Below are 25305 nucleotides of genomic sequence, written 5' to 3' on the forward strand. Positions count from 1 at the left end.
CCGTCGGGTACTGCGTGCTGCACCTGGATTACTGGCGCGTGGTGGCCGCAGTGGCACCGGCCGCAGCGGTCTGCGTGACCAGCTGGCCATCGACCACCGGCAGGCGATCGCTGGCCGGCTTGTTGTCCATGCGCACGGTCTTCTCGGCGCCGTCGTAGCGATAGGTCACGTTGTAGCCCTTCACCACGTCGTTGGTGCCCATGGCGATGCGGTTACCCGGCTTGCTGGCCATGCGCATGGTGCCGGTGGTGCCGTCCTCGTTGCGGTAGGTCACGTTGTAGCCGGTAACACGGCTCGACTCGGAGGTTGCGGTCTCGGTGTGGCACTGGCGCTCGGTACGGTTGACCACGCGGCCACCCACGTGGCGCTTGTCGATCTGGTTGCCGATGAAGCCTCCGGCCACGGCACCGGCCGCGGTCGCGGCCTTTTTGCCGTTACCACCGCCGACCTGGTTGCCCAGCAGGCCACCCACCACAGCACCGACCACGGTGCCGCCGACGTTGCCGTCACGTTCCGGCAGGCGCTCCTGCACCGTCACGTCCTGGCAGACTTCATGCGGTGTCTGGGTGGTGGAGGTCTCGCGCACCGCATCGGTGCCGATCACGGTGGCGTAGGCCTTCTGCTTCTCGGTGATCGGGTCGACCTTCAGCACGTCGGCATATTCCAGCCCACGCGGTGCCGACGGGTCGAGCGTGTCACCACGCGCGCCATCGTCAGTGGCGTTGCCATCGACCAGGCGCGATTCGCCATTGGGGGTTCCGGCGCTGATGGAATCAGGCGACGTGTCGCCGCTCTTCATGAAGGCGGCGGTGGCGATACCACCGACCAGCAGCGCGCCCGCTGCGACCAGGACAGTTGTAGTTGTGCTTTTCATGACCTGCTCCTTGCGGACCATCCGCAACGTTCTCGGACCAGATTGCAGCATGCGCTGCCTGAACGGAATCTCCACATTTCCTGCTCATTCCCGTAACCCATTCAGCATCGGGAAATGCTGGGCCCGTGGTAGCGTTTGCATATTCCCCAGGAGGACCCCCGCCATGGCCAACCCGATGCTGCTGCCGGTACTGCAATGGGCGCGCCGGCTACGCTACCCCACCCTGTTCAAGCTCACCGCAGGCCTGTTCGTGCTGACCCTGTTCATCCCCGACCCGATCCCGTTCGTCGATGAACTGGTACTCGGCTTCGGCACCCTGCTGCTGGCCAACTGGAAAAGCCGCAACACCGCCACGGCGCCGCCGTCGCTGGAACAGCGTTGAGCCTGCTGGTCGACAGCCACTGCCATCTCGATGCCGGCGAGTTCGACAGTGACCGCGCCGCCGTGATCGCACGCGCGCAGGCCGCTGGCGTGCGCCTGCAGGTGGTGCCGGCGGTGACCGCAGCCAGCTGGCCGAAGCTGAGGGAGGTCTGCCAGCAGGCGCCGGGGCTGTACCCGGCCTACGGCCTGCACCCGATGTTCCTGCCCGAGCACCGGCCCGGCCACCTGCCGCTGCTGCGCGAGTGGATCGAGCGCGAACGCCCCTGCGCGATCGGCGAATGCGGCCTGGACTTCTTTGTCGAAGGCCTGGATGCCGAGACGCAGCAGGCGTACTTCATCGGCCAGCTGCAACTGGCCCGTGAGTTCGAGCTGCCGCTGATCGTGCATGCGCGGCGCGCGGTGGACGTGGTGATCGCCGCGATCCGTCGCATCGGCGGCCTGCGCGGCGTGGTGCACAGCTTTTCCGGCAGTCCGGAACAGGCGGCACAACTGCACCGGCAGGGCTTCCTGCTCGGGCTCGGCGGCCCGTTGACCTACGAACGCGCGCAGCGCCTGCAGCGGCTGGTGCGCGACATGCCGCTGGAACAGCTTCTGCTGGAGACCGACGCGCCCGACCAGCCTGACGCCGGCATCCGCGGCCAGCGCAACGAACCGGCACGGCTGGCGGTCATCGCCCGCCACGTGGCCGCGCTGCGCGGGATGGAGCTGGACGCAGTGGCCCAGGCCACGACGGAGAATGCACGACGCCTGTTCGCGCTGCCGGCAATGTAACGGCAGGTGCCGGCCGCTGGCCGGCACGATCCATCACACCTCGCTGGCCTCTACCGCTTCGGCCTTCACTTTCTTCGGCTCCAGCAGCATTTCCAGCGCCTTGCCCACCGCCGCGAACGCGAATGCGCCAGTGATATGGGTCGCCGCACCCAGGCCGGCGCCGCAGTCCAGCTTCAACGCCGCATCGGCGCCGAGGTTCGGGCGGATGCCACAGACGCTGCCATCAGCCTGCGGATACTTCACGTTCTCCAGCGAATACACTGCCGGCACACCGAAGTAGCGCTTGGCGTTCTTCGGGAAATTGAACTCGCTGCGCAGCTTCTTGCGGATCAGCGCCAGCATGGCGTCGTGCTCGGTGCGCGAGACGTCGCGGATGCGCACCAGAGTCGGATCGGTACGGCCACCGGCGGCACCGACGGTCAGCAGCGGCAGCTTGCGGCGACGGCACCAGGCAATCGTCTCGACCTTGACCCGGAAGCTGTCGCAGGCATCGATCACCAGATCGAAGCCCCGGTCCAGCAGCTCCGCCATGTTCGACACGGTCAGGAACGCCTGCACGGCATCGACCTCGATATCCGGATTGATCGCGCGGCAGCGCTCGGCCATCGCCTCGGCCTTGTTGCGGCCGTAGTTGCCTTCCATCGCCGGCAGCTGCCGGTTGGTGTTGGAGACGCAGATGTCATCGGCATCGATCAGGGTCAGGTGGCCAACCGCCGAGCGGGCCAGCGCCTCCACCACCCACGAGCCGACGCCGCCCATGCCCACCACCGCCACGCGGCTGCCCTGCAGGCGCTCGAGCGCACCCACGCCATACAGCCGTTCGATGCCGGCGAAGCGTTGTTTGACCTGTTCGTTCATCCGGCTATTTTAACGTGCAGGCGCCGGCGCCTACAGCGCACCGGCATCGAACCCACCGTTGCACGCCCGGAGAGCCCGCCATGAACGCCAGCCCGCCCCGCCGCCCGTCCACCGCCTACCGCTACCTGTTCGTGCTGTGCCTGGGCCTGCTGATCGGCCTGATCGCCACGGTGATGGTGGGCCGCGCCCTGCAGGCGCGCCGCGACCCGTTCCCGGACAGTCTGATGCAGGTGATGCAACGGCAATCGCAGCTGCTGCAGCAGGCCCAGCAGCAGAACCGCTGCAGCCTGGCCGACAGCGTGCCGCGCCTGCAGGCCCTGCGCCTGCTGTCCAACGACCTCGATCTGGCCTTTCCCGGGCTGAAGGACAACGCGCAGTTCCAGCAGCATGCCAGCCAGCTGCGTGGCAACCTCAACGCCGCCCTGGCCGCGCCGCCCAGCGACTGCACGGCCCTGGCCCAAGTGGTGGAAACCGTGCAGGCCGACTGCCGCGCCTGCCACCAGGACTTCCGCTGAGCCGCATTCATCCTGCAGCCGGGCAAGGCATGCACGGTTGGCGCGTCGTTCACGTTCGAAAGGAGACGATTCGTCCACCCTGCTGCATGACGCAGTACCACCCCAGACACCCGCCTTCACGGCCAGGAGACGCCCCATGAAGATCCAGCTCATTGCCGCCAGCGCCATCGCTACCCTCGCCCTGGCAGGCTGTGCCACCTCGCCTGGCTACGGCGGTGGTGGTTACAACAACGGCTACAACAATGGCGGCTACGGCAACAACGGCGGTTACAACCAGGGCCGCTGCGCTGACTGCGGCATCGTCACCCGCATCAACACCGTGCAGTCCGGCCGTACCGCCCCCAGCGCGACCGGCGCGATCCTGGGCGGCATCGTCGGCGCCGTGGCCGGCCACGAGATCTCCGACCACACCGGTGGCAGCCGTGGCAACAAGAACATCGCCGCCGCTGCGGGCGCAGTCGGTGGCGCGCTGGCCGGCAACCAGATCCAGAAGAACGTGACCAGCGACACCTACGACATCAGCGTGCGCATGGACGATGGCCGCACCATCGTGGTCAACCAGCGTGACCTCGGCGGCATCCGCGAAAACACCTACGTGCGCGTGGTCAACGGCAAGGTCATCCTGCGCTGACCCGCACCGGGCCATGCGCAACGAAAAAGGCCCGCTTGCGCGGGCCTTTTTCATGCCGACAGGCGGCGGGCATTACACCGGCTGCACCTTGTCAGCCTGCAGACCCTTCTGGCCCTGCACGACTTCGAAGCTCACAGTCTGGCCTTCCTTGAGGCTCTTGAAGCCCTGGGTCTCGATGGCGCGGAAGTGCACGAACACGTCCTCGCCATTCTGCCGGCTGATGAAGCCGAAGCCCTTCGCATCATTGAACCACTTTACGGTACCGGTCTCGCGATCAGCCATCTCACTAACTCCCTTTGACTCTCTCTTGTTGTTGGAAACGCCTGGTGGGCGGCTGACAAGCAAGGGGGAAGCGAGGTGCATCGATGCAGCGGATCGGGAAGATCTTGCTTCATCAGGCCACGATCCACGGTGACCTTGCCAAGCTCAGCGACTGCAACTTAACCCGCCCAAAACGAAAAAGCAACTGGCAAAATCTTTCACTGTCAACCCCAAAACGGCCACCATACGGGACAGCATGGGACTCTCATTCATCTTATATCTGCTAGCGGTCATTTTTGTCCTGGTCGGCATCGCCGGGATCATCCTGCCAGCCCTCCCCGGCATCCCGCTGGTATTCATCGGACTGCTGCTGGCGGCCTGGGCCGACGGCTTCGCCCATGTGGGCTGGCCAACCCTGGTCGCACTGGGTGTACTGACCGCGCTCTCGCTGCTGGCGGACGTGCTGGCCACAGTGGTGGGCGCACAACGGGTGGGCGCCAGCCGGAAGGCGCTATGGGGCACGTTCCTCGGCAGCATCGTCGGCCTGTTCTTCATGCCGATCGGCCTGTTCGCCGGCCCGTTGATCGGCGCCCTGCTCGGCGAGTACTGGCACACCCGCGAGCTGGGCCGCTCGACCAAGGTCGGCCTGGCCACCTGGCTCGGCATCCTGCTCGGCCTGGCGCTGAAGCTGGCGGTGGTGATCGCGATGCTGGGGCTGTTCGCCTTCGCCTGGTTCCTGTGACCGGTGCAGCCTTCACGCTACACGCACGCAGTGGCCGTGCATAAACCGTAGGGGCTGGCCGCGATCCGGTACAGCCGCCACACTGTGCGATTCCCGTATTCACCGAAGGGCCTGCTGGAATGACCCTCCCCCCGCTGCTTCCCCGCCTCGCGCCGCTGGCGCTGGCCCTGGCCAGTGCGCCGCTGGCCGCGCAGGAATTCGTGCCCAGCACCGACACTTCGCCGGCGGCGTGTGCCGCCATCACCACCGACGCCGCGCGCCTGGCCTGCTATGACCGCCTGTTCGCGCACACCCCGCAGGCCACGGCCGCTGCCGACGCCGCTGCTGAGGCGGCCGCGCAGGCCCGTCGCGAAGAGCGCCAGACCGCACGCGTGAGCCAGGGCGAAGAGAAACTGCGCGAACGGGTCAGCGACCTGTTCCGTCCGGCAGCACCGGACAGCGCGCTGGCCAACGCCGGACGCGGTTCGCTGCTGGACAGCCGCTGGGAGCTGGCCGAGGACTCCAAGCTGGGCCCGTTCCAGCTGCGTGCCTACAAGCCGGTATACCTGCTGCCGGCGTTCTGGACCAGCGACCGCAACACCACGCCGCATTCGCCGAACCCGGCCAACACGGTCACCACCCCGCAGGTACTCGACAGTGCCGAACTGAAGTTCCAGATCAGCTTCAAGACCAAGATCGCCGAGAACCTGTTCGGCGACAACGGCGATATCTGGGCCGGCTACACCCAGAGCTCGCGCTGGCAGGCCTACAACGGCGAGGATTCGCGCCCGTTCCGCGAAACCAATTACGAGCCGGAAGTGATGATGGTATTCCGCAACGGCTACTCGATCGGTGGCTGGCGCGGGCGCATGACCGGCATCGCCCTGAACCATCAGTCCAACGGCCGCGCTGATCCGCTGTCGCGCAGCTGGAACCGGGTGATGCTCAACATCGGCCTGGACCGTGAGAACTGGGCACTGGTGCTGCGTCCGTGGTACCGCATTCCCGAGACCCGCAGCGACGACAACAATCCGGACATCGAGGACTACATGGGCCGCGGTGACGCGACCCTGACCTGGAACCGCAACGGCCATGAAGTCTCGCTGATGGCGCGTCATTCGCTGCGCACCGGCAGCCGCTCGCACGGCGCCCTGCAGCTGGATTACGGCTTCCCGATCAGCAACCTGCTGCGCGGCCATGTGCAGATCTTCGACGGCTACGGCGAAAGCCTGATCGACTACAACCACAAAGCCACCTACGTGGGTGTGGGCGTGTCGCTGCTGGAGTGGTTCTGATGGACGTGACGATCTGGCATAACCCGGCGTGCAGCAATTCGCGCGGCGCCCTGAAGCTGATCCGCGATGCGGGCTTCGAGCCGGAGGTGATCGAGTACCTCGGCAATCCCCCCGATGTGGCCACACTGCGCCAGGTGCTGGCCGAATCCGGATTGAGCGCGCGTGATCTGGTGCGCAGCAAGGAATCGCAGTTCGCCGAACTGGGCCTGGAAGATGCGGACGAGGCCACGCTGCTGGCCTCGATGGCCGAACACCCGCGCCTGATCAACCGCCCCGTGGTGCGCACGCCCAAGGGCACACGGCTGTGCCGCCCGCCGGAAACGGTGCTGGAGATCCTCTAGCCCGAAAAAAAGGGGACGGAGGGAATTAAGTCGTTTGTGCACAAACGACTTAATTCCCTCCGTCCCCTTTTTTGGTTATCGCCAGTCGGTGATGCCCTCGCGGCGATACACCTCGGCGAACGCCGGGCGCGCCTTCATCGACGTGGCATGCGCCTTCAGCACCGGCCAGGTGTCGCTGGGCTTCGGCATGCCGCGCGACCAGCGCATCAGCATCACCAGCATGTAGTCGACCACGCAGGGCGTGGCGCCCAGCAGGTAGGGACCATGCACCTGCAGGTGCGTGGCGACATGCTGCCAGGCCGCTTCAAGGCGCTGACGGGCCATCTCGCGGCTCGCCTCGATATTCGCCTCCCCCGCCATTTCATGCGGGTAGAACCAGGCGCGATAGGCGGGCTGCAGCGTATTGGCACACCAGAACATCCATCGGTAGGCCTCGGCACGCTGTGGCGTGCCCACCGGGGGCAGCAGGTTGGCGCCCGGATGGCGATCAGCCAGATACAACGCAATGGCCGCCGCTTCGGTCAGTACCAAGCCATCGATCAGCAGCGTCGGCACCACACCGGCCGGATTCAGCGCCAGGTACTCCGCCGACTTGTGCTCGCGCGCGTCGAAATCCAGCAGCACCAACTCGTGCTCGATGCCCAGCTCGATCAACAGCCAATGCACCACGAGGGCGGCAGTACTGGTCGAACCATACAGCGTGGTGCTCATGCGGAAGATCCTGTGCAGGTGGATCCGCCGATTATGCGCCCGCGCGCGCGATCGTTGCTCAGCCGCAGCTGCTCATGCAGGAATCCCGGCGTTCGCCACAGGACATCATCGGCGCGCGCATCGTGCAGTCATGCGCCTTCAGTTCGCAGGCACGGCGCAGTTCGGGGTTGGCAACGTCCTTGCAGCGCTTGTCCGGCGCAGGCACCGCCTGCTGCTCGCAGCTGAAGGCACTGTTGCCGGTGCTGCCCCGCGCCATGCAGCTGCGATAGTCGGCCTGGCACTGCATGCGGCACTGCGAGGAGGCGGAGAAATCCGCACCTTCATAGGATGACGTTGTGCTGCAGCCGACCAGGACCAGCAGGAACACAGCCGCGACGGATCGATGCAGGCGCATGGGCACATCCAGTGCAGGGGAGTGCCGACCCTAGCAGACTACGGTTACTCGTGCATGCACCTACGCGTGCCGCGATCAGTACACGGGAGTACCGGTGTCGGTGCGGACGTCATTCACGGTACCGCCGCAGGAGAGCAGGCACTGGGCGTACGGGGCACTGCATGAAGGAAGCGCCGGGGGACCGCAGTAGTTGCCGGCACCGTTGCCCCCTTCGCAGTTGTGCCGCTGCTTGTCGTCGGCGATACCACTGCAACGGCTGATGATCCGGCTCTTCTCGCTTTCGCAGCTCCGCTGATCCGATTCGGCACGGGCGCGGTTGTGGAAGTCGCACGTCGCCTTCTGGCTCTCGCAGACCGACGCGCAGATCTTCCCCGCTTCGTGGGTGGGTGGCTCGACGAAATAACGTGGCCCGCAGGCGCTGCACGCCAGCGTAGCGACCAGCAACACGAAAACACGCGACCACTGCAGCACGATGGACTCCCTTCCAGTACGCCGGCCAGTACGTTGGCAGAGCAGGCCGCGCGCGGGCAGGCTGCACACAACAACGGCGCCACGCGGGCGCCGTTGCCTGAAACGGAAGCGGAAGACTTACTCCACCACCACCGGAATCTTGCCGATGCGGGCCTGCCATTCGCGCGGGCCGGTCTTGTGTACCGATTCGCCAGTGGAATCCACTGCCACGGTCACCGGCATGTCCTGCACGGTGAACTCGTAGATCGCTTCCATGCCCAGATCAGCGAAACCGACCACCTTGGCCGCCTTGATCGCCTTGGACACGAGGTAGGCCGAACCGCCGACCGCCATCAGGTAGGCCGACTTGTGCTTCTTGATCGCCTCGATGGCGGCCGGGCCGCGCTCGGCCTTGCCGACCATACCCAGCAGGCCGGTCTGCGCCAGCACCTGCTCGGTGAACTTGTCCATACGGGTCGCCGTGGTCGGGCCGGCCGGGCCCACCACTTCGTCGCGCACCGGATCAACCGGGCCCACGTAGTAGATGAAACGCCCCTTCAGGTCGACCGGCAGTTCCTCGCCCTTGTTGAGCATGTCGACCATGCGCTTGTGCGCGGCGTCACGGCCGGTCAGCAGCTTGCCGTTGAGCAGCAGGGTCTGGCCCGGCTTCCAGCTGGCCACGTCCTCCGGCGTGATCGTGTCCAGGTCCACGCGGGTGCCCTTGGACGAATCGTAGGTCAGCTTCGGCCAGTCTTCCAGCGACGGCGGGTCCAGCATCACCGGGCCGCTGCCGTCCAGGGTGAAGTGCGCGTGGCGGGTGGCCGCGCAGTTCGGGATCATCGCCACCGGCAGGTTGGCCGCATGGGTCGGATAGTCGTTGATCTTGATGTCCAGCACAGTGGTCAGGCCGCCCAGGCCCTGCGCGCCGATGCCCAGCGCATTGACCTTCTCATACAACTCCAGGCGCAGCTCCTCGATGCGGTTGGAGGCACCACGGGCCTGCAACTCGGTGATGTCGATCGGTTCCATCAGCGCCTCCTTGGCCAGCAGCATCGCCTTCTCGGCGGTGCCACCGATGCCGATGCCGAGCATGCCCGGCGGGCACCAGCCGGCGCCCATGGTCGGCACGGTCTTCAGCACCCAGTCGACGATGGAGTCGGACGGATTGAGCATGGCGAACTTGGTCTTGGCTTCCGAGCCACCGCCCTTGGCGGCGACGATCACGTCGACCGTGTTGCCCGGCACCACCTTGACGTTGACCACGCCCGGGGTGTTGTCCCTGGTGTTGATGCGCTTGCCGGCAGGATCAGCCAGCACCGAGGCGCGCAGCTTGTTGTCCGGGTGCATGTAGGCGCGGCGCACGCCTTCATTGGCCATGTCTTCCACGCCCATGGTGGCGTCATCCCAACGCACGTCCATGCCGATTTCCAGGAACACGGTGACGATGCCGGTGTCCTGGCAGATCGGACGGTGGCCTTCGGCGCACATGCGCGAATTGATCAGGATCTGCGCCATCGCCTCCTTCGCGGCCGGCGACTCCTCGCGCTCGTAGGCGGCGGCAAGGTTCTTGATGTAGTCGACCGGGTGGTAGTACGAGATGTACTGCAGCGCGTCGGCGATGGACTGGATGAGGTCTTCCTGCTTGATCGATGTCACGTCTTGCTCGCTTGCTCGAGGCTGGCGGGGGTAATCCGCCCATTTTACCCCCTCCCCCGGCCGCGGGGTGGTAGTGCCGGCCGCCGGCCGGCACTATCCGCGCAAGCCCTCTGTCACGCCATGCGCCACTGCGGCGTCCTTGCCCACATGAACGCTGAAACCGCTTTCCATAACCACCGCCCGCGCCTGATGGCCCTGGCCTACCGCCTGCTCGGCAGCCGCGCCGACGCCGAAGACGTCGTCCAGGATGCCTGGCTGCGCTGGTCCGGCGCCGACCCGGCGGCCGTCCGCGACCCCGAAGCCTGGCTGGTCACCACCACCACCCGGCTTGGCCTGGACCGGCTGCGCGCGGCCAAGCGCGAGCGCATGCACTACGTCGGTCCCTGGCTGGCCGAGCCACTGGCGGTCACCCTGGAGCCCGACCCGGCGCCCGGCCCGGCGCAGCTGCATGCGCTGGCCGACGATGTCTCGGTCGCCTTCCTGACCCTGCTCGAACAGCTCGGCCCCGAGGAACGCGCCGCCTTCCTGCTGAAGGAAGCGTTCGACCACGACTACCGCGAAATCGCCGACCTGATCGGCCACAGCGAAGCCAACTGCCGGCAGCTGGTGCATCGGGCCCGGCAGCGCCTGCAATCCGGGCGCCCACGCTTCAATGCCGATGCCAGCCAGCACCGGCAGCTGCTGGCGCGCTTCATGGATGCCTCGCAGCGCGGCGACAGCGAAGCGATCCAGGCCCTGCTGCACACCAACGCGCAGCTGGTCTCCGACGGCGGCGGCGTGGTCACCGCAGCGGTACGCCCGCTGCTGGGCGCCGAGCGCATCGGCCGCCTGTTCTGGGCCATCGCACGTCGTGGCGCGGTGCATCCGGCGCAGCTGGGCTACGTCAACGGCGAGCCGGCGATCCTGCGCTTCCATGGCGATCGGCTGCACTCGGTCACCACCATCGAAGTGGTCGACGGCCGCATCGCCAACGTGTACAGCGTGCTGAATCCGGAAAAGTTGCCGATCGTTGTCACGCACGGTGACGGCACGGCGTCCTCGTAATGAAAGGCGGCCATCCTGGCCGCCGTGGAGCCGAAAATGTCCGACCACACCTCTCCCCGCGTCCCCTACACCCGCCTGGCCGCCGAGGCCTTCAAGGGCCTGTTGGCCACCAGCCAGGCGGTGCATGACAGTTCGATCGACCCGACCCTGATGGAACTGGTGTTCCTGCGCGTGTCGCAGCTCAACGGCTGCGGCTACTGCATGGACATGCACGGCACCGCGCTGCGCAAGGGCGGCATTGAGCCGCGCAAGCTGGACACCCTGCCCGCGTGGCACGAAAGCCGCTTCTTCGATGCACGCGAACGCGCAGCACTGGGCTGGGCCGAGGCGCTGACCCGTTTGACCGACGGTGCGCCGTCGCAGGCGGCGTTCGATGCGTTGGCGCCGCATTTCGATGAGAAGGGCATCAGTGACCTGAGCATGGGCATTGCCGTGATCAACGCCTGGAACCGGCTGGGCGCGGGCCTGCTGCCACCGCTGCCGTAAGAGGCTTTTGTTCGCCGGGCTGCCGCCCGGCACCCGCAGAGGCAACAACCAGAGCAACATCAAAAGCCGGCGCTACTGTGGGTTGGCGGGGCGGGTCAGGTCGCAGGGGACGCTGCAAGTACGTCCATGTAAGCTCGGTCGCCGCTTGCTCGTGTGCGCTGTCCTGCGCACACGGCAAGACCGGGGTTGGGCGTCCTGCCCAACCCGCCCGAGGCATGCCTCGTGCCCATGCGGCTCACGCCCCTGCGACCTGACCCACCCCGCCCTCGACAGACTTCTACTGCTGTTGGCAGGTGTCGACCTTGGTCGACACGGTAGATCCACGCCATGCGTGGATACGGGGGGCTGGATCCCTTCGCTTTGCAAAGGGATCTGATCCCGGTGCCGGCCACACGGCTGCACTGACCCCATCTGCACGCGTCCGACGCGCACAATACGCGCATGCCTGCTACCCCCACCGCTGGCGCTGCCGCCGCGAAGAAACCCAGCCTGCGCCAGCGCTTCAGGGCGATGCGCAACCTGCCGCCTTTCCTGCGCATGGTCTGGCAGACCAGCCCTGCGCTCACCCTGGCCAGCCTCGGGCTGCGCCTGATCCGTGCACTGCTGCCGGTGGCGATGCTCTACGTCGGCAAGCTGATCATCGACAGCGCCCTGCACCTGAGCCAGCACGACGCCGGCTTCCCGCCGCTGGGCGAAGCGCTGTCCAGTGGTCTGCTCAACCCACTGCTGGGCCTGCTGGCGCTGGAATTCGGACTGGCCATCGCCTCGGACCTGCTCGGCCGGTTGGTCAGCTATGCCGACGCCCTGCTTTCCGAACTGTTCGCCAACGTCACCAGCATCCGGCTGATGGAACACGCGGCAACGCTGGATCTGGAGGACTTCGAGGATCCGGACCTGCAGGACAAGCTGGACCGCGCGCGGCGCCAGACCATGGGCCGGATGAACCTGATGAGCCAACTGTTCGGCCAGGTGCAGGACGCGATCACCGTGGCCAGCCTCGCCGTCGGCCTGCTGGTGTACGCGCCGTGGCTGATCCTGCTGCTGGCGCTGGCGCTGGTGCCGGCCTTCATCGGCGAATCGCACTTCAACGCGGCCGGCTACAGCCTCAATTTCCAGTGGACGCCCGAGCGCCGCCAGCTCGACTACCTGCGCCAGCTCGGCGCCAGCGTGGAAACGGCCAAGGAAGTGAAGATCTACAACCTGCACCGCTTCCTGGTAGAGCGTTACCGGCGGCTGTCAGTGGCGCTGTTCCAGGCCAACCGGGCGCTGGCCCGGCGGCGTGCGTTCTGGGGCACGCTGCTGGCCGCGCTGGGCACGCTGGGCTACTACACCGCCTATGCCTACATCGCCTGGCGCACGGTGCGCGGCGACTTCTCGATCGGCGACCTGACCTTCCTTGCCGGCAGCTTCCTGCGCCTGCGCCAGCTGCTGGAAGGCCTGCTGATCGGCTTTTCGCAGGTGGCCAGCCAGGCGCTGTACCTGGATGACCTGTTCTCGTTCTTCCAGATCGAGCCGGAAATCCACTCGCGGGAAGGCGCCGTGCGCGTGCCGCAGCCGATCCGCCAGGGCTTCGTGTTCGAGAACGTCGGCTTCCGCTATCCCGATGCCGAACAGTGGGCGGTGCGCCATCTGGATTTCCAGCTGCACGCCGGCGAAGTGCTGGCCCTGGTCGGCGAGAACGGAGCGGGCAAGACCACGCTGGTGAAGCTGCTGGCGCGGCTGTACGAACCGGACGAGGGCCGCATCCTGCTCGATGGCCGTGACCTGCGCGACTACGACCTGGACGACCTGCGCGCCAACCTCGGGGTGATCTTCCAGGACTTCGTGCGCTACAACCTCAGCGCCGGCGAGAATATCGGCGTCGGCCAGGTCGAGGCGATGGACGACCAGGCACGCATCGCCGACGCCGCGCGGCGCGGCATGGCCGAGGACGTGATCGACGACCTGCCCGGCGGTTACGACCAGCTGATCGGCCGCCGCTTCAAGCAGGGCGTGGACCTGTCCGGCGGCCAATGGCAGAAGATCGCCATTGCCCGCGCGTGGATGCGCAATGCGCAGGTGATGATCCTGGATGAGCCAACCGCAGCGCTGGATGCCCGAAGTGAGTTTGAAGTGTTCCAGCGGTTCAGGGAACTGGCGGATAATCGCACCGCAGTATTGATTTCCCACCGTTTTTCCTCGGTACGCATGGCCGATCGCATCCTGGTGCTGGCCGATGGCCACATCGAGGCCAGCGGCACCCATGAGCAGCTGATGGCCCAGGGAGGACGGTACGCCGAGCTATTCGAGCTGCAGGCAGCGGGTTACCGCTGAGAACGCCTCTCGTTCCGCCTAATGAGAACCTGTCTCATTTGAGATAGAATCACCCCCGACGACTTTCGATAGATACGCCCATGTCCTCCGCTTTCGGCGCCGAAACGGTGCTTGAGGTCCGTCACTGGACCGACGCCTACTTCAGCTTCACCACCACCCGCGACAGCGGCTTCCGCTTCGAGAACGGCCAGTTTGTGATGATCGGCCTGGAAACCGAGGCGCGGCCGTTGCTGCGCGCCTATTCCATCGCCAGCGCCAACTGGGAAGAGCATCTGGAGTTCTTCAGCATCAAGGTGCAGGACGGACCGCTGACCTCGCGCCTGCAGCACATCAAGCCGGGCGACAAGGTGCTGGTTGGCAAGAAACCCACCGGCACCCTGCTGATCAGCGACCTGCACCCGGGCAAGAACCTGTATCTGCTGGGCACCGGCACCGGCATGGCACCGTGGCTGTCGGTCATCAAGGACCCGGAAACCTACGAGCGCTTCGAGAAGGTGATCCTGTGCCACGGCGTGCGCTACGAAAAGGACCTGGCCTACCGCGATTACTTCGAGAAGGAACTGCGTGAGCATGAGTTCCTGGGCGAGATGATCGGCGACAAGCTGCTGTACTACCCGGCCGTCACCCGTGAACCGTTCGCCAACCAGGGGCGCCTGACCCAGCTGATGGAAAGCGGCGAGATGCAGCGCACCCTCGGCCTGCCGGAACTGAGCCCGGAAAACGACCGCGCGATGATCTGCGGCAGCCCGCAGATGCTGGCTGATCTGCGAACTGTGCTCGATGCCCGCGGCTTCCAGGTCTCGCCGCGCATCGGCCAGCCGGGCCACTATGTCTTCGAGCGCGCGTTCGTCGAGAAGTAAACCGTTGCAGCTGTAGAGCCGAGCCCACGCTCGGCTCGCGCGCACCGCGCGCCCTCAATGTCGGCCGGACAAGCAGCCGAGCGTGGGCTCGGCTCTACAACACCGCTTCGATCTCGTCGCGCAGCTGCTCCGGCCTGGTGGTGGGCGCATGCCGCGACACTACCCGCCCCTGGCGATCGACCAGGAACTTGCTGAAATTCCACTTGATACGGGCACTGCCAAGCAGGCCGCGCTTCTCGCGTGACAGCCAGGCCCACAACGGATCAGCCCCCTCGCCGTTGACCTCGATCTTCTCCGACAGCGGGAAGCTGACCGGATAATCCAGCGAACAGAACTGGCGGATCTGCGCGGCGTCGCCGGGCTCCTGCGCGCCGAACTGGTTGCATGGGAAGCCGATCACCACCAGGCCGCGCTCGCGGTAGTCCTGCCACAGCTGCTCCAGCCCGGTGTACTGCGGGGTGAAACCACAGCGGCTGGCCACGTTCACCAGCAACAAGGGACGGCCCCGGTACTGATCCAGCGCCTGCGGCTGGCCGTCGAGGTCACGGAAGCTGAAATCGTAGGCGCTGGTCATGATGGCGGGCCGTGGGCGGTGAATGCATGGTACCTCCGCCCGGCCCCACCAGCATGCCTTTTGACACAAGTGCGGGCGCGGCCGGCCGGGTTAACCTCGGGCCCTTGTCTGCCTTACCGGAGTTCCTGCCTTGACCACTCGCCTTGCCCTTGCCGTGGCCATGTCCCTCGGCCTTGCCCTGCCCGCCTTCTCCGCCGGCGCCGCCACCCCGGCTGCCAGCCCCCATGCCCAGCAGGCCAATCCGTTCTTCGCCGAAAGCCCGCTGCCGCTGCACTTCCCGCAGTTCGACAAGATCAAGGACAGCGACTTCGCCCCGGCCTTCGACGCCGGCATGGCGCAGCAGCTGAAGGAAGTGGAGGCCATCGCCAACAACAAGGCCAAGCCGACCTTCGACAACACCATCATCGCGCTGGAAAAGAGCGGTGACATCCTCGACCGCGCGACCACCGTGTTCTTCAGCCTGGTGGGCGCCGATACCAACGACACCCGCAAGAAGCTGCAGGCCGACTACTCGGCGAAGTTCGCCGCGCACAGCGATGCGATCGCGCTGAACGGCAAGCTGTTCGCGCGCATCCAGGCACTGTACGACACCCGCAGCCAGCTGGGCCTGGACGCCGAAGGCGTGCGCCTGGTCGAGAAGTACTACGACAACTACGTGCGCGCCGGCGCCAAGCTGTCCGACGCCGACAAGGCCAAGCTGAAGGAAATGAACGCCGAGCTGGCCAACCTGGGCACCAAGTTCAGCCAGAACGTGCAGTCGGAAGTGAACGCTTCGGCAATCACCGTCGACGACGTCAAGGAGCTGGACGGCCTGTCCAAGGAGCAGATCGCCGCCGCTGCCGAAGCCGCCAAGGCCCGCGGCCAGGACGGCAAGTACGTGATCACCCTGCTCAACACCACCGGCCAGCCGCCGCTGACCAACCTGGCCAACCGCGCCCTGCGCCAGAAGATCTACGAAGCGTCGGTCAGCCGTGGCAGCCGTGGCGGTGAGTTCGACAACACCGCGCTGGTCTCGCGCATCATGCAGCTGCGTGCCGACAAGGCCAAGCTGATGGGCTTCCCGAACTTCGCCGCCTACAACCTGACCAACCAGACCGCCAAGACCCCGGAAGCGGTCAATGCGATGCTGGGCAAGCTGGCCCCGGCCGCCGTGGCCAACGCCAAGCGCGAAGCCGCCGACCTGCAGGCGATGATCGACAAGGAACAGAAGGCCGCGCGCAAGCCGACCTTCCAGCTGGAACCGTGGGACTGGGCCTTCTACAGCGAGAAGGTGCGCCAGGCCAAGTACAACTTCGACGAGTCGCAGCTGAAGCCGTACTTCGAAATGAAGAACGTGCTGGAGAACGGCGTGTTCCATGCCGCCAACCTGGAATTCGGCCTGACCTTCAAGCAGCGCACCGACCTGCCGGTCTACCACGATGACGTCACCGTCTACGACGTGTTCGACGCCGACGGCAGCCAGCTGGCGATCTTCATCTTCGACCCGTATGCACGCGCCTCCAAGCGCGGTGGTGCGTGGATGAATTCCTACGTTTCGCAGTCCAAGCTGACCGGCTTCAAGCCGGTGGTCGCCAACCACCTGAACATCCCGAAGCCGCCGGCCGGCCAGCCGACCCTGCTGACCTGGGATGAGGTGAACACCACCTTCCACGAGTTCGGCCATGCCCTGCACGGCATGTTCTCCAACGTGAAGTACCCGTACTTCTCGGGCACCTCGGTGCCGCGTGACTTCGTCGAGTTCCCCTCGCAGGTCAACGAGATGTGGGCCGACAACCCGGTCATCCTGAAGAACTACGCCAAGCACTACCAGAACGGTTCGGCGATGCCGCAGGCGCTGCTGGACAAGGTGCTGGCGGCGGCCAAGTTCAACCAGGGCTTCGCCACCACCGAGTACCTGGGTGCAGCCATGCTTGATCAGCGCTGGCACCAGATCGGCGCCGACCAGGTGCCGGCCGCCAAGGACGTGATGGCCTTCGAGCGCGCCGCGCTGGAGAAGGACGGCATCTACTACGCGCCGGTTCCGCCGCGCTACAAGACCCCGTACTTCAGCCACATCATGGGTGGCTACTCGGCCGGCTACTACGCCTACATCTGGTCGGAAGTGCTCGACGCCAACACCCAGAAGTGGTTCAAGGACAACGGCGGCCTGAGCCGCAAGAACGGCGACCACTTCCGCGCCACGCTGCTGTCCAAGGGTGGCAGCGTGGATGCCATGCAGCTGTTCCGCGATTTCGCCGGCCACGAGCCGCAGATCGAACCGCTGCTGGAAAAGCGTGGCCTGACCGGCGCCGGCAACTGATCGCCGCTGCGGCAGCCTGAAACGAAAACCGCCCGGGAAACCGGGCGGTTTTTTGTTGGGTCATCCACGCATGGCGTGGATGCTCTTGCAGATCAGCGTGGCGCCACGTACCCGCCCGGCACGCCTTCCGGCGACAGCACCAGCTGCCACAACTGCGCATGCCGGCAGCGGAAGGTGGCCATCGATCCGGCCAGGTAGAACCGCCACATGCGGCGGAAATGCTCGTCATAACGCGCATCCAGCCGTGGCCATGCCGCTTCCACGTTGCGCCGCCAGGCTTGCAGGGTCAGGTCGTAATCGGTGCCGAAGTTGTGCCAGTCCTCCAGCACGAAACGGCCTTCGAACGCCCGGGTGATCTGCACTGCCGACGGCAGCATCGAGTTGGGGAAGATGTAGCGCGCGATCCACGGATCGGTGCGATGCCGCGAGATGTTGGTGCCGATGGTATGCAGCAGCAGCAGGCCACGCGGCGACAGGCAGCGTTTGGCCACTTCGAAGAAGCTGGCGTAGTTCTTGTCGCCGACGTGCTCGAACATGCCGATCGAGAAAATCGCATCGAACGGTTCGTCCAGTTCCCGGTAGTCCTGCAGGCGGATTTCAATCGGCAACCCCGCGCACAGCTCGCGGGCAAACTCGGCCTGTTCCTGCGAAATGGTCACGCCGACGCCGCTGACGCCGTAGCGCTCGGCAGCGAACTTCAGGGCTTCGCCCCAGCCACAGCCGATGTCCAGCACACGCTGACCCGGGCGCAGCCCCAGCTTGCGGCACACCAGGTCGAGCTTGGCTTCCTGCGCGGTGTCGAGATCGTCGGCATTGCGCCAGTAGCCACAGCTGTAGACCAGGCGCTGGCCGAGCATGGCCTGGTAGAGATCGTTGCCGAGGTCGTAGTGGCGGCGGCCGACTTCGTAGCTGCCCTGCCCCACCTGCAGGTTGAACAGGCGCGCCTTCAGCGCATCGGCCACTTCGCGCCAACCGTGCACCCGTTCGTCCAAGTGCGCCTGCATCAGGTGGACGAGGAATTCATCCAGGACGTTGGCATCCCACCAACCCTCCATGTAGCTCTCGCCGAGGCCGAGCGAGCCTTGGCCCATGACCCGCGCGAAGAAGCGCGGGTCATGCACCTGGATATCCTGTGGCTGGGTACCGCCGATGCGGACCCCGGCTTCCTGCAGCAGGCCGGCGACCCGCTCCTGCAACCTTGTATCCACGCCACCTCCTCGACTGCGGTCAACCGCGTGCGAACAGCTCCACGTAGTCCTTGGCCACGTGCGGCAACAGCACCGCCGCCGGAACATCGGCGGTCTGGGTGCCGTCCGAGTATGGACCCACCTGGTAGGGCGGGAAAACAAAGCGCAGTGCCGTGATCTGCCCCTTGTCGTCGGTCAGCGGCTGGAACTGGCTGAAATTGTCGGCCTGCGGGCCGGTACCGTCGGCGATCATGCGCGATGCATTGCGCAGCGATTCCTGCAGCTGGGCCGGGTCCATGTCCTCGCCGCTGAGCCGCGTGGCCACGCGTTCGCGCAGCTGGTCGGCAACGAAATCACTGATCGCCTTCCAGCCCTTGGCATCGGCCACCAGCTTGTCGGCGCTGAGCATCTGCTGCTGCGCCGGCAGCCACACGAAACGCGCCACCAGCGGCTCGCCGTGGGCGCCACCGGTATAGCGGCTGCCATCGGCACTGACCACCACCAGCTGTGGCGTTTCCAGCAGCTTCTCGAAGCTCAGCGACAGCTCGTAGGGCATGGTCGGCTTGTCATTGCCCAGCCCGTCCAGTGCCTGCTGCAGGTCGCTGCGAGCGCTGGTGGCATAGTCCTGCAGCGCGCGTGCCAGGCCCGGGTAGCGGTCGATGCCGGCCGGGTAGCTGATGCCCACCACTTCGCGTTCGTTGTTCTCGATCACGTCGCGCAGGTCCAGCGGCGCTTCCGTGGCCGGCGTTTCGCCTGCGGCGGTGGTCTCGGCGGCAGGTGCCCCGTCGGCCACCGGTGCCGGTTCGCTCTCACGCTGGCAACCGGCCAGCAACAGCACGCCTACCACGCCGGCCAGCACGCTGCCGTGCAATGGCCGGTTGTTTCCAATCTTCATCGGGATCCCCTGTTCATGTTTGTACATCATCGCCTGCCATGGCTGAAGCGTGGCCCGCTGGCATTCAGCCAACGAGCAGGTCGTGGTACTCCTCATGCCGCTGCAGGAAGGCCTCGGCGTAGGAACACGCCGGCACCACCTTGTACTTCTGCTCACGGGCAAAACGCAGCGCCACACGGGTCAGCTCACCGGCAATGCCCCGGCCGGCGATCGGCTCGGGCACCTCGGTATGCGTGATGACCATGCGCCTGCGTTTGATCTGGTAATCCAGCACCGCCAGCTGTCCGCGCACACGGGCGGTGAAGCGATGGTTGGCCAGGTCGTGTTCGACCTCGTAGGCCAGACCGGGGGGCGTGACCGAAGCCATGGAACTGTCTCCTGCGGCGACTGCGTGGATGGTGCGCAGCCGGGCGCCATGATCGCGTGAAGCCTGAACAGGGGCAAGTCCAGTCCGTTCACGTCAGTTTTCGACCCTCAAGCTGGAGGGCCGGCGGCCGCTATCGCCTGTGGAGGGGTACGGCCAGGCTGGCACGGCCCTTGCGACCGTTGATCATGCGCACCACCGCGGAGGCACCGATGCACCCCAGCGATCCCCATTCCGATACCGACCGCGCCCTGCTGGAGGGCCTGCTGCAACTGGCGGTGGAAGGGCAGACCGAAGACCAGGATTTCCAGCGCATCGGCGAGGAAGTATTCGCCCGCCTGCTGGACACCTACGGCCAGCAGACCGCAGTCTGAACCTGCCGGGGCGGATCGCTGCCGATCCGCCCCGCTCCCGCCATCAACCGCCGCCGAGGCGGAAGGTCGGGTTGGAAAGCTCGCGCAGGAAGTGGGTGAAGATGCTCGGCTGCATAGCCAGCATGAAGATCACGCCGAACGCCGCGCCCGCCAGGTGGGCGCTGTGGTTGATGCGGTCACCGCCGCGCTTGTCCATCCAGATGCTGTAGCCGACGTAGAACGCGGCGTAGACAATGGCCGGCGCCGGGATGAAGAACACCAGGATGATCGACCACGGCTTGATCAGGATGAAGGCGAACAGCACCGCCGACACCGCCCCGGACGCACCCAGGCTGAGATAGTTCGGGTTCTTCTGGTTCTTCAGGTAGCTGGGCAGGATCGAGACCAGCAGCGCACCGATGTAGAACGCCGGGTAGGTCAGGTAGCTGCCGGTCAGCTGCACCATCACGCTCTCGATGAATCCCCCGAAGAAGAACAGGGTGATCATGTTGAAGATCAGGTGCGACCAGTCGGCATGGATGAAGCCATAGGTCACCAGCCGGTCGTACTGGCGGTGACGGTCGATGGCCGGCGGCCACAGGATCAGGCGGTCGGCCAGCTTGCGGTTGTTGAACGCCATCCACGACAGGATGGCGGTGATGGCGATCAACAGCAGATTGACGGGGGTCATGTCAGGCTCAGGCGCTACGGTAGTTGTCGACCATACGATAGCGTTTTGCGTACCAACCGAAGGCCAACGCCGCGACGAAGGCGAAACCGGCGAAGAAGAACATCAGGAATGCCGCCTCGCTCAGGCCGGTACTGGCGATCTTGTGGGTCACCACGTCATTGCGCACGGCTGCATTGGACAGCAGCACCCACAGGTTGCCGATGGTGGTGGTCAGGTTCCAGAAGCTCATGACCACACCCTTCATGGCCTGCGGCGCCTGGCTGTAGGCGAACTCCAGGCCGGTGGCCGAGACCAGCACCTCACCGAAGGTCAGCAGCGCGTACGGCAGCATCTGCCAGAAGATCGACATGGCGTTGCCCCCGTCCATCACCACCTGGATGCCGCCGACCACGATCCAGGCCAGGCCGCTGAAGGCGATACCGGCGGTCATGCGGCGCAGCGCGGTCGGCTCGAAGCCGAAGCGGCGCAGGGCCGGGTACAGCACCAGATTGTTGAACGGGATCAGGATCATCACCAGCAGCGGGTTCAGCGCCTGCATCTGCGAGGCGGTGAACCAGCTCGGCATCTGCATCTGCTGGCCCTGCAGGACCCAGGTCGAGGCCTTCTGGTCGAACAGCGAGAAGAACGGCGTGGTCAGCGCGAAGATCACCAGCACGCGCAGCACCGAGCGCACGCCTTCCACGGCTTCGGCCGGATGCTGGCCACGGGCACGCTCCAGCTGCAGCCAGGTGCCGCCGCCGATGCCCGCCAGGATCGACACCAGCGCCAGGCACAGGCAGATGACGATGCCCAGCGAGCCGACCAGGCTGAACGAGGCTGCTGCCAGCACCAGGCCGAGCACGGCGATCACCAGGCCCGGACGGCCCTGGCCGGTCACGCGCGTGGTCAGTGCGGTACGCACCACGTTGGCGAACGAATGCGGATCCTTCGGCGGCAGCGGCACCAGCACGTAGCGCTTGCGGCCCAGCCAGAACACGAAGGTGGCGATGAACATCAGGATGCCCGGGATACCGAACGCCCACTGCGGGCCCCAGTTCTTCAGCACCAGCGGGATCAGCAGCGAGGCGAACAGCGAGCCGAAGTTGATGATCCAGTAGAAGGCGTCGAAGACGATCTTGGCCAGGTGCTTGTTGCTCTGGTCGAACTGATCACCCATGAACGAGGCCACCAGTGGCTTGATGCCGCCGGCACCGAGCGCGATCAGGCCCAGGCCGAGGAAGAAGCCCTCGCGGCTGTTCTCGAACAACGCCAGGCACAAGTGGCCGGCGCAGTAGACCAGGCTGAACCAGAGAATGGTGTGGTACTTGCCGAAGAACCTGTCGGCCAGCCAGCCTCCGAGCAGCGGGAAGAAATACACGCCGATCATGAAGCTGTGCATGATGTCCTTGGCTTCACCGGCACGGCCTTCCGCAGTGATTTCCTGCAGCAGCAGCGAGGTGATCAGGAACTGCACCAGGATGTTGCGCATCCCGTAGAAACTGAACCGCTCGCAGGCCTCATTGCCGATGATGTACGGGATCTGGCGCGGCATCTTTCCCTGGCCGGCGATGGGGGCAACTGCGTCGTGGCTCATCCTGTAAGGCAATCCTGCAAAGCGAAAGGCGCAAGATTACCGGAAGCAGGGCTTGCGAAGCACGCTGCAGGGCTGCATGACAACGGTGCCCATCCATGGCAGGCAACCGCGCTCCGTGCCGGAAGTCACGGCACCTGCACGACAAAAGCGTAAACTTATCGTTATGCGCCCCCTCGCCCCCGCCCGTCTCCTGCTCAGTTGCCTGGTGCTGCTGATGGCGTTGCAGGTGCAGGCGCGGCCGCAGGCACCGGCCACAACGGCCAGCGAAAGCGAGCCCCGCCAACTGACCGTGGCCGCGCTGGAGCTGCCCAGCCGCGATGATGCGCAATGGAAGTTGCGCCGCGAACAGGTCGCACAGTTGCTGACCGACCTGCAACCGGACGTGATCTCGGTGCAGCAGGTGCTGCAGCAGCAGGGCCGCAACCCGGCCTGCTGGCTCGCCACCCGGCTGCGCTACAGCTGCGACTTCGTTACCGCCGATCCGCCCAGCCAGCCGTTGCGGCATGGCAACGCGATGCTGACCCGGCTGCCGGTCAGCGAGGATGGCGTGACCCTGCTGCACCCACCCGGCACCTTCAGCGCCGCCGGCATGATGCGGCTGAAGCTGGGCGAGGCACTGGTCAACATCTATGTGGCACGGCTGCGCCCGGACCCGGACGAGGCCACCGCCCGCCAGCATCAGACCAGCGACCTGATGACCTGGATCGGCGCCACCGCCGAGGGCATGCCCAGCCTGATCGCCGGCGATTTCTCGGCAACCACCGTCGAGCTCGTGCGCAGCACCCCGGGGTTCCAGCCCGCCCGGCGCAATCCCGGCGGTCGCGTCGAGGCGCCTGCGGCCAGTGGCGGCGGCAGCAGCGGTCATGGCCTGGATGTGCTGTTCCAGGTCAAGCACTTCGGCGGCATCCGCCAGCAGCCGATCCTGCTGCCGGCCGACGGCGACCTGCCCGGCCTGCGCCTGGGCGTGATGGCCACCCTGCGCCTGCAGGGTGATACCGCCGCTACCGAATGACTCCTGCAACAGAAAAGGCCGGGTTTTCCCCGGCCTTCTCCGTTCATCCCATCACCGCGATCAGGCGATCGCTTCCTGGTAACGGCGCTCGACCTCGTTCCAGTCGATGACGTTGAAGAACGCGCCGATATATTCCGGACGGCGGTTCTGGTACTTCAGGTAGTACGCGTGTTCCCACACGTCCAGGCCGAGGATGGGGGTGTTGCCCTCCATCAGCGGGCTGTCCTGGTTACCGGTGCTCTCGACCACGACCTTCTTGTCCGGGGTCACGCTCAGCCAGGCCCAACCGCTGCCGAAACGGGTCAGCGCAGCCTTGGTGAAGGCGTCCTTGAACTTGTCGAAGCCGCCCAGGTCCTTGTCGATGGCCTTGGCCACGTCGCCCACCGGGTTGCCGCCAGCATTCGGAGCCATCACGGTCCAGAACAGCGAGTGGTTGGCATGGCCGCCACCGTTGTTGCGCACCGGACCCTGCAGGTTCTCCGGCAGCGACTTGAGCTTCTTCACCAGTTCTTCGACCGGCAGGTCAGCGTACTCGGTGCCTTCCAGCGCCGCGTTGACGTTGTTGATGTAGGTCTGGTGATGCTTGGTGTGATGGATTTCCATCGTCGCCGCATCGATGTGCGGTTCCAGCGCGTCGTAGGCGTAGGACAGCTTGGGCAGGGTATAGGCCATGATGCATCTCCTGATTGCGAGGGCACCCGACGGTGTCGGGCGTTGCGCGGTGAATGATGGGGACAGACCGCCAGATTACCAAGGGGGATGTAAAGGAAATTGCGTCCTGCCAGTGAGCACGACGGCAATTGTTACGCAGCAGTGACGCGATGCCATCCTCATGCACCGTGCAGCGCACAGGCGCTACAGTGCCTGCACCGCCCTCGCCCGCTCCTTGCCCATGCGCAACCCCCGGCTGCTGATCACCGCCATCGCCCTGCTGCTGCTCGGCCTGGTCGTCAACCATTTCATGCAGCGCCCGCCGGCGCCGCAGTTCGCGCCGGACCTGCAGGGTGCGCCTGCCGCGCGCGCGCCGGCCACCGCCTCGCCCGGCAAGAACAGCGGACTTCCCGCGTTCCTGCCCGCTGAAGCCCGGCAGACCATCGCCCTGATCCAGCGTGGCGGCCCGTTCCCGCACCGCCAGGACGGCAGCACGTTCGGCAACCGCGAGCAGCAGCTGCCGCAGCGCCCGCGCGGCTACTACCGCGAATACACCGTCGATACCCCCGGCGCCCGCACCCGTGGCACGCGCCGCATCGTCACCGGCGGCGATCCGCCGGAGGCGTGGTACTACACCGACGACCACTACGAATCGTTCCGCAGCTTCACCGTACCGGCCCAGGGAGCGCAGTGATGAGCCACGATGATTTCGGCCTCGGCCTGCATGACATCAACAATGCTGGCGTCTACGCCATCGACAGCGACGACATCGGCGCACTGGCCGCAGCGATGCGCGATGCCGGGCTGAAGGTGATCCGCATCGATCTGGAAGGCGTGGGCGACAAGCGCACCCTGCTCGCCCGGCTGGCCGCGCAACTGGATTTCCCGACCGGCTTCGGCGGCAACTGGGATGCGCTGTCGGACAACCTGCGCGACCTGCAGTGGCTGCCGGCCAACGGTTACGCGCTGTTCCTGGCCGACGTGGACACGTTGCGCGCCTCCACGCAGAAGGACTTTGACACCCTGCTGGACGTGATGGACGAAGCCAGCCGCGACTGGGTCGGCCGCGACGTGCCGTTCTGGGTGTTCCTCTCGCAGAGCGCGTGAGGTCACTGCCCTGGTGGATGCCGACCTTGGTCGGCAT

At 66.0% G+C, this 25305-nt stretch carries 30 protein-coding genes; 16 read left to right on the top strand and 14 right to left on the bottom strand.

Annotated features, from left to right (window positions below; all coding sequences use genetic code 11):
* Positions 1-28 precede the first annotated feature (28 nt).
* Positions 29-874 (bottom strand): glycine zipper 2TM domain-containing protein, encoded by an 846-nt coding sequence (locus AC5P6E_RS12995; RefSeq protein ID WP_010486814.1) that lies wholly within the window; start codon positions 872-874, stop codon positions 29-31.
* 163 nt (positions 875-1037) lie between these two features.
* Between AC5P6E_RS12995 and AC5P6E_RS13000 the strand changes: the two genes are divergently transcribed.
* Both AC5P6E_RS13000 and AC5P6E_RS13005 read left to right on the top strand, forming a co-directional pair.
* Positions 1038-1256, top strand: coding sequence for a DUF6116 family protein (locus AC5P6E_RS13000; RefSeq protein ID WP_010486812.1), 219 nt, complete (start codon positions 1038-1040; stop codon positions 1254-1256).
* Complete coding sequence (locus tag AC5P6E_RS13005) at positions 1253-2026, top strand: TatD family hydrolase (RefSeq protein ID WP_019337372.1); 774 nt, start codon at positions 1253-1255, stop codon at positions 2024-2026. Before AC5P6E_RS13000 ends, AC5P6E_RS13005 begins: the two co-directional genes overlap by 4 nt.
* 33 nt (positions 2027-2059) lie before the next feature.
* On the opposite strand, the gene AC5P6E_RS13010 is transcribed toward AC5P6E_RS13005, so the two are convergent.
* Entirely contained in the window at positions 2060-2884 is an 825-nt protein-coding gene (locus tag AC5P6E_RS13010) for a tRNA threonylcarbamoyladenosine dehydratase (protein WP_010486808.1), read from the bottom strand.
* 80 nt (positions 2885-2964) lie between these two features.
* Here AC5P6E_RS13010 and AC5P6E_RS13015 point away from each other — a divergent pair, with 80 nt between their 5' ends.
* Both AC5P6E_RS13015 and AC5P6E_RS13020 read left to right on the top strand, forming a co-directional pair.
* Positions 2965-3399 carry a cytochrome c gene (locus AC5P6E_RS13015; RefSeq protein WP_019337374.1) on the top strand — a complete coding sequence of 145 codons (435 nt, stop codon included), beginning with the start codon at positions 2965-2967 and terminating at the stop codon, positions 3397-3399.
* Positions 3400-3535: 136 nt separating this feature from the next.
* Positions 3536-4030, top strand: a complete 495-nt coding sequence (locus tag AC5P6E_RS13020; protein ID WP_010486804.1) for a glycine zipper 2TM domain-containing protein — start codon at positions 3536-3538, stop codon at positions 4028-4030.
* Positions 4031-4102: 72 nt separating this feature from the next.
* Here AC5P6E_RS13020 and AC5P6E_RS13025 read toward each other — a convergent pair whose 3' ends face one another.
* Complete coding sequence (locus AC5P6E_RS13025) at positions 4103-4312, bottom strand: cold-shock protein (protein ID WP_010486802.1); 210 nt, start codon at positions 4310-4312, stop codon at positions 4103-4105.
* A gap of 235 nt (positions 4313-4547) precedes the next feature.
* Here AC5P6E_RS13025 and AC5P6E_RS13030 point away from each other — a divergent pair, with 235 nt between their 5' ends.
* From AC5P6E_RS13030 to arsC, 3 genes are all read left to right on the top strand, one after another.
* Positions 4548-5033 (top strand): DUF456 domain-containing protein, encoded by a 486-nt coding sequence (locus AC5P6E_RS13030; protein ID WP_049409307.1) that lies wholly within the window; start codon positions 4548-4550, stop codon positions 5031-5033.
* A gap of 119 nt (positions 5034-5152) precedes the next feature.
* On the top strand, positions 5153-6307 hold the full coding sequence (locus AC5P6E_RS13035; protein WP_019337376.1) for a phospholipase A: 1155 nt from the start codon (positions 5153-5155) through the stop codon (positions 6305-6307).
* Positions 6307-6648 (top strand): arsenate reductase (glutaredoxin), encoded by a 342-nt coding sequence (gene arsC, locus AC5P6E_RS13040; protein WP_019337377.1) that lies wholly within the window; start codon positions 6307-6309, stop codon positions 6646-6648. Before AC5P6E_RS13035 ends, arsC begins: the two co-directional genes overlap by 1 nt.
* A gap of 75 nt (positions 6649-6723) precedes the next feature.
* Here arsC and AC5P6E_RS13045 read toward each other — a convergent pair whose 3' ends face one another.
* The 4 genes from AC5P6E_RS13045 to AC5P6E_RS13060 form a co-directional block, all read right to left on the bottom strand.
* A complete protein-coding gene (locus tag AC5P6E_RS13045) occupies positions 6724-7359 on the bottom strand; it encodes a glutathione S-transferase family protein (protein ID WP_049409309.1) in 636 nt (211 codons plus the stop codon).
* A gap of 58 nt (positions 7360-7417) precedes the next feature.
* A complete protein-coding gene (locus tag AC5P6E_RS13050; RefSeq protein ID WP_049409310.1) occupies positions 7418-7753 on the bottom strand; it encodes a hypothetical protein in 336 nt (111 codons plus the stop codon).
* Positions 7754-7828: 75 nt separating this feature from the next.
* Positions 7829-8224, bottom strand: a complete 396-nt coding sequence (locus AC5P6E_RS13055) for a hypothetical protein (protein ID WP_049409312.1) — start codon at positions 8222-8224, stop codon at positions 7829-7831.
* A 117-nt stretch (positions 8225-8341) separates the two neighbouring features.
* Complete coding sequence (locus tag AC5P6E_RS13060; protein WP_049409314.1) at positions 8342-9859, bottom strand: fumarate hydratase; 1518 nt, start codon at positions 9857-9859, stop codon at positions 8342-8344.
* 147 nt (positions 9860-10006) lie between these two features.
* On the opposite strand from AC5P6E_RS13060, the gene AC5P6E_RS13065 reads away from it, so the two are divergent.
* The 4 genes from AC5P6E_RS13065 to AC5P6E_RS13080 all read left to right on the top strand — a co-directional run bounded on the left by AC5P6E_RS13065 (position 10007) and on the right by AC5P6E_RS13080 (position 14562).
* On the top strand, positions 10007-10903 hold the full coding sequence (locus AC5P6E_RS13065; protein ID WP_049409316.1) for an RNA polymerase sigma-70 factor: 897 nt from the start codon (positions 10007-10009) through the stop codon (positions 10901-10903).
* A gap of 36 nt (positions 10904-10939) precedes the next feature.
* Complete coding sequence (locus tag AC5P6E_RS13070) at positions 10940-11389, top strand: carboxymuconolactone decarboxylase family protein (protein WP_010486783.1); 450 nt, start codon at positions 10940-10942, stop codon at positions 11387-11389.
* Positions 11390-11830: 441 nt separating this feature from the next.
* A complete protein-coding gene (locus tag AC5P6E_RS13075; RefSeq protein WP_049409319.1) occupies positions 11831-13702 on the top strand; it encodes an ABC transporter ATP-binding protein in 1872 nt (623 codons plus the stop codon).
* Between the two features lie 80 nt (positions 13703-13782).
* Positions 13783-14562, top strand: a complete 780-nt coding sequence (locus AC5P6E_RS13080; protein ID WP_010486777.1) for a ferredoxin--NADP reductase — start codon at positions 13783-13785, stop codon at positions 14560-14562.
* 94 nt (positions 14563-14656) lie between these two features.
* On the opposite strand, the gene AC5P6E_RS13085 is transcribed toward AC5P6E_RS13080, so the two are convergent.
* Positions 14657-15136 carry a glutathione peroxidase gene (locus AC5P6E_RS13085; protein ID WP_049409322.1) on the bottom strand — a complete coding sequence of 160 codons (480 nt, stop codon included), beginning with the start codon at positions 15134-15136 and terminating at the stop codon, positions 14657-14659.
* Between the two features lie 130 nt (positions 15137-15266).
* On the opposite strand from AC5P6E_RS13085, the gene AC5P6E_RS13090 reads away from it, so the two are divergent.
* Positions 15267-17435 carry a M3 family metallopeptidase gene (locus tag AC5P6E_RS13090; RefSeq protein WP_049409324.1) on the top strand — a complete coding sequence of 723 codons (2169 nt, stop codon included), beginning with the start codon at positions 15267-15269 and terminating at the stop codon, positions 17433-17435.
* A gap of 92 nt (positions 17436-17527) precedes the next feature.
* Here AC5P6E_RS13090 and cfa read toward each other — a convergent pair whose 3' ends face one another.
* The 3 genes from cfa to AC5P6E_RS13105 are packed head-to-tail and all read right to left on the bottom strand — an operon-like array spanning position 17528 to position 19884.
* Positions 17528-18643 carry a cyclopropane fatty acyl phospholipid synthase gene (gene cfa, locus AC5P6E_RS13095; RefSeq protein WP_495231044.1) on the bottom strand — a complete coding sequence of 372 codons (1116 nt, stop codon included), beginning with the start codon at positions 18641-18643 and terminating at the stop codon, positions 17528-17530.
* A 19-nt stretch (positions 18644-18662) separates the two neighbouring features.
* Positions 18663-19544, bottom strand: coding sequence for a DUF3298 and DUF4163 domain-containing protein (locus tag AC5P6E_RS13100; protein ID WP_049482644.1), 882 nt, complete (start codon positions 19542-19544; stop codon positions 18663-18665).
* Positions 19545-19581: 37 nt separating this feature from the next.
* The gene (locus tag AC5P6E_RS13105) at positions 19582-19884 is read right to left on the bottom strand and encodes a GNAT family N-acetyltransferase (RefSeq protein WP_006455911.1); all 303 of its coding nucleotides are present in this window, start codon (positions 19882-19884) and stop codon (positions 19582-19584) included.
* 185 nt (positions 19885-20069) lie between these two features.
* On the opposite strand from AC5P6E_RS13105, the gene AC5P6E_RS13110 reads away from it, so the two are divergent.
* Positions 20070-20255 (top strand): hypothetical protein, encoded by a 186-nt coding sequence (locus tag AC5P6E_RS13110; RefSeq protein ID WP_032952776.1) that lies wholly within the window; start codon positions 20070-20072, stop codon positions 20253-20255.
* A gap of 43 nt (positions 20256-20298) precedes the next feature.
* On the opposite strand, the gene AC5P6E_RS13115 is transcribed toward AC5P6E_RS13110, so the two are convergent.
* Positions 20299-20925, bottom strand: coding sequence for a rhomboid family intramembrane serine protease (locus AC5P6E_RS13115; protein ID WP_010486760.1), 627 nt, complete (start codon positions 20923-20925; stop codon positions 20299-20301).
* A 7-nt stretch (positions 20926-20932) separates the two neighbouring features.
* Entirely contained in the window at positions 20933-22498 is a 1566-nt protein-coding gene (locus AC5P6E_RS13120; RefSeq protein ID WP_049409328.1) for a POT-type proton-dependent oligopeptide transporter, read from the bottom strand.
* Between the two features lie 163 nt (positions 22499-22661).
* Here AC5P6E_RS13120 and AC5P6E_RS13125 point away from each other — a divergent pair, with 163 nt between their 5' ends.
* A complete protein-coding gene (locus tag AC5P6E_RS13125) occupies positions 22662-23510 on the top strand; it encodes an endonuclease/exonuclease/phosphatase family protein (protein ID WP_197577313.1) in 849 nt (282 codons plus the stop codon).
* Positions 23511-23570: 60 nt separating this feature from the next.
* On the opposite strand, the gene AC5P6E_RS13130 is transcribed toward AC5P6E_RS13125, so the two are convergent.
* A complete protein-coding gene (locus AC5P6E_RS13130) occupies positions 23571-24182 on the bottom strand; it encodes a superoxide dismutase (RefSeq protein ID WP_005410310.1) in 612 nt (203 codons plus the stop codon).
* 220 nt (positions 24183-24402) lie between these two features.
* On the opposite strand from AC5P6E_RS13130, the gene AC5P6E_RS13135 reads away from it, so the two are divergent.
* Entirely contained in the window at positions 24403-24855 is a 453-nt protein-coding gene (locus tag AC5P6E_RS13135) for a guanyl-specific ribonuclease (RefSeq protein WP_029380094.1), read from the top strand.
* Positions 24855-25268, top strand: a complete 414-nt coding sequence (locus tag AC5P6E_RS13140; RefSeq protein ID WP_010486750.1) for a barstar family protein — start codon at positions 24855-24857, stop codon at positions 25266-25268. The genes AC5P6E_RS13135 and AC5P6E_RS13140 overlap by 1 nt, the downstream gene beginning before the upstream one ends.
* Positions 25269-25305 lie beyond the last annotated feature (37 nt).

Source organism: Stenotrophomonas sp. YJH_SMC_16 (assembly GCF_059367875.1).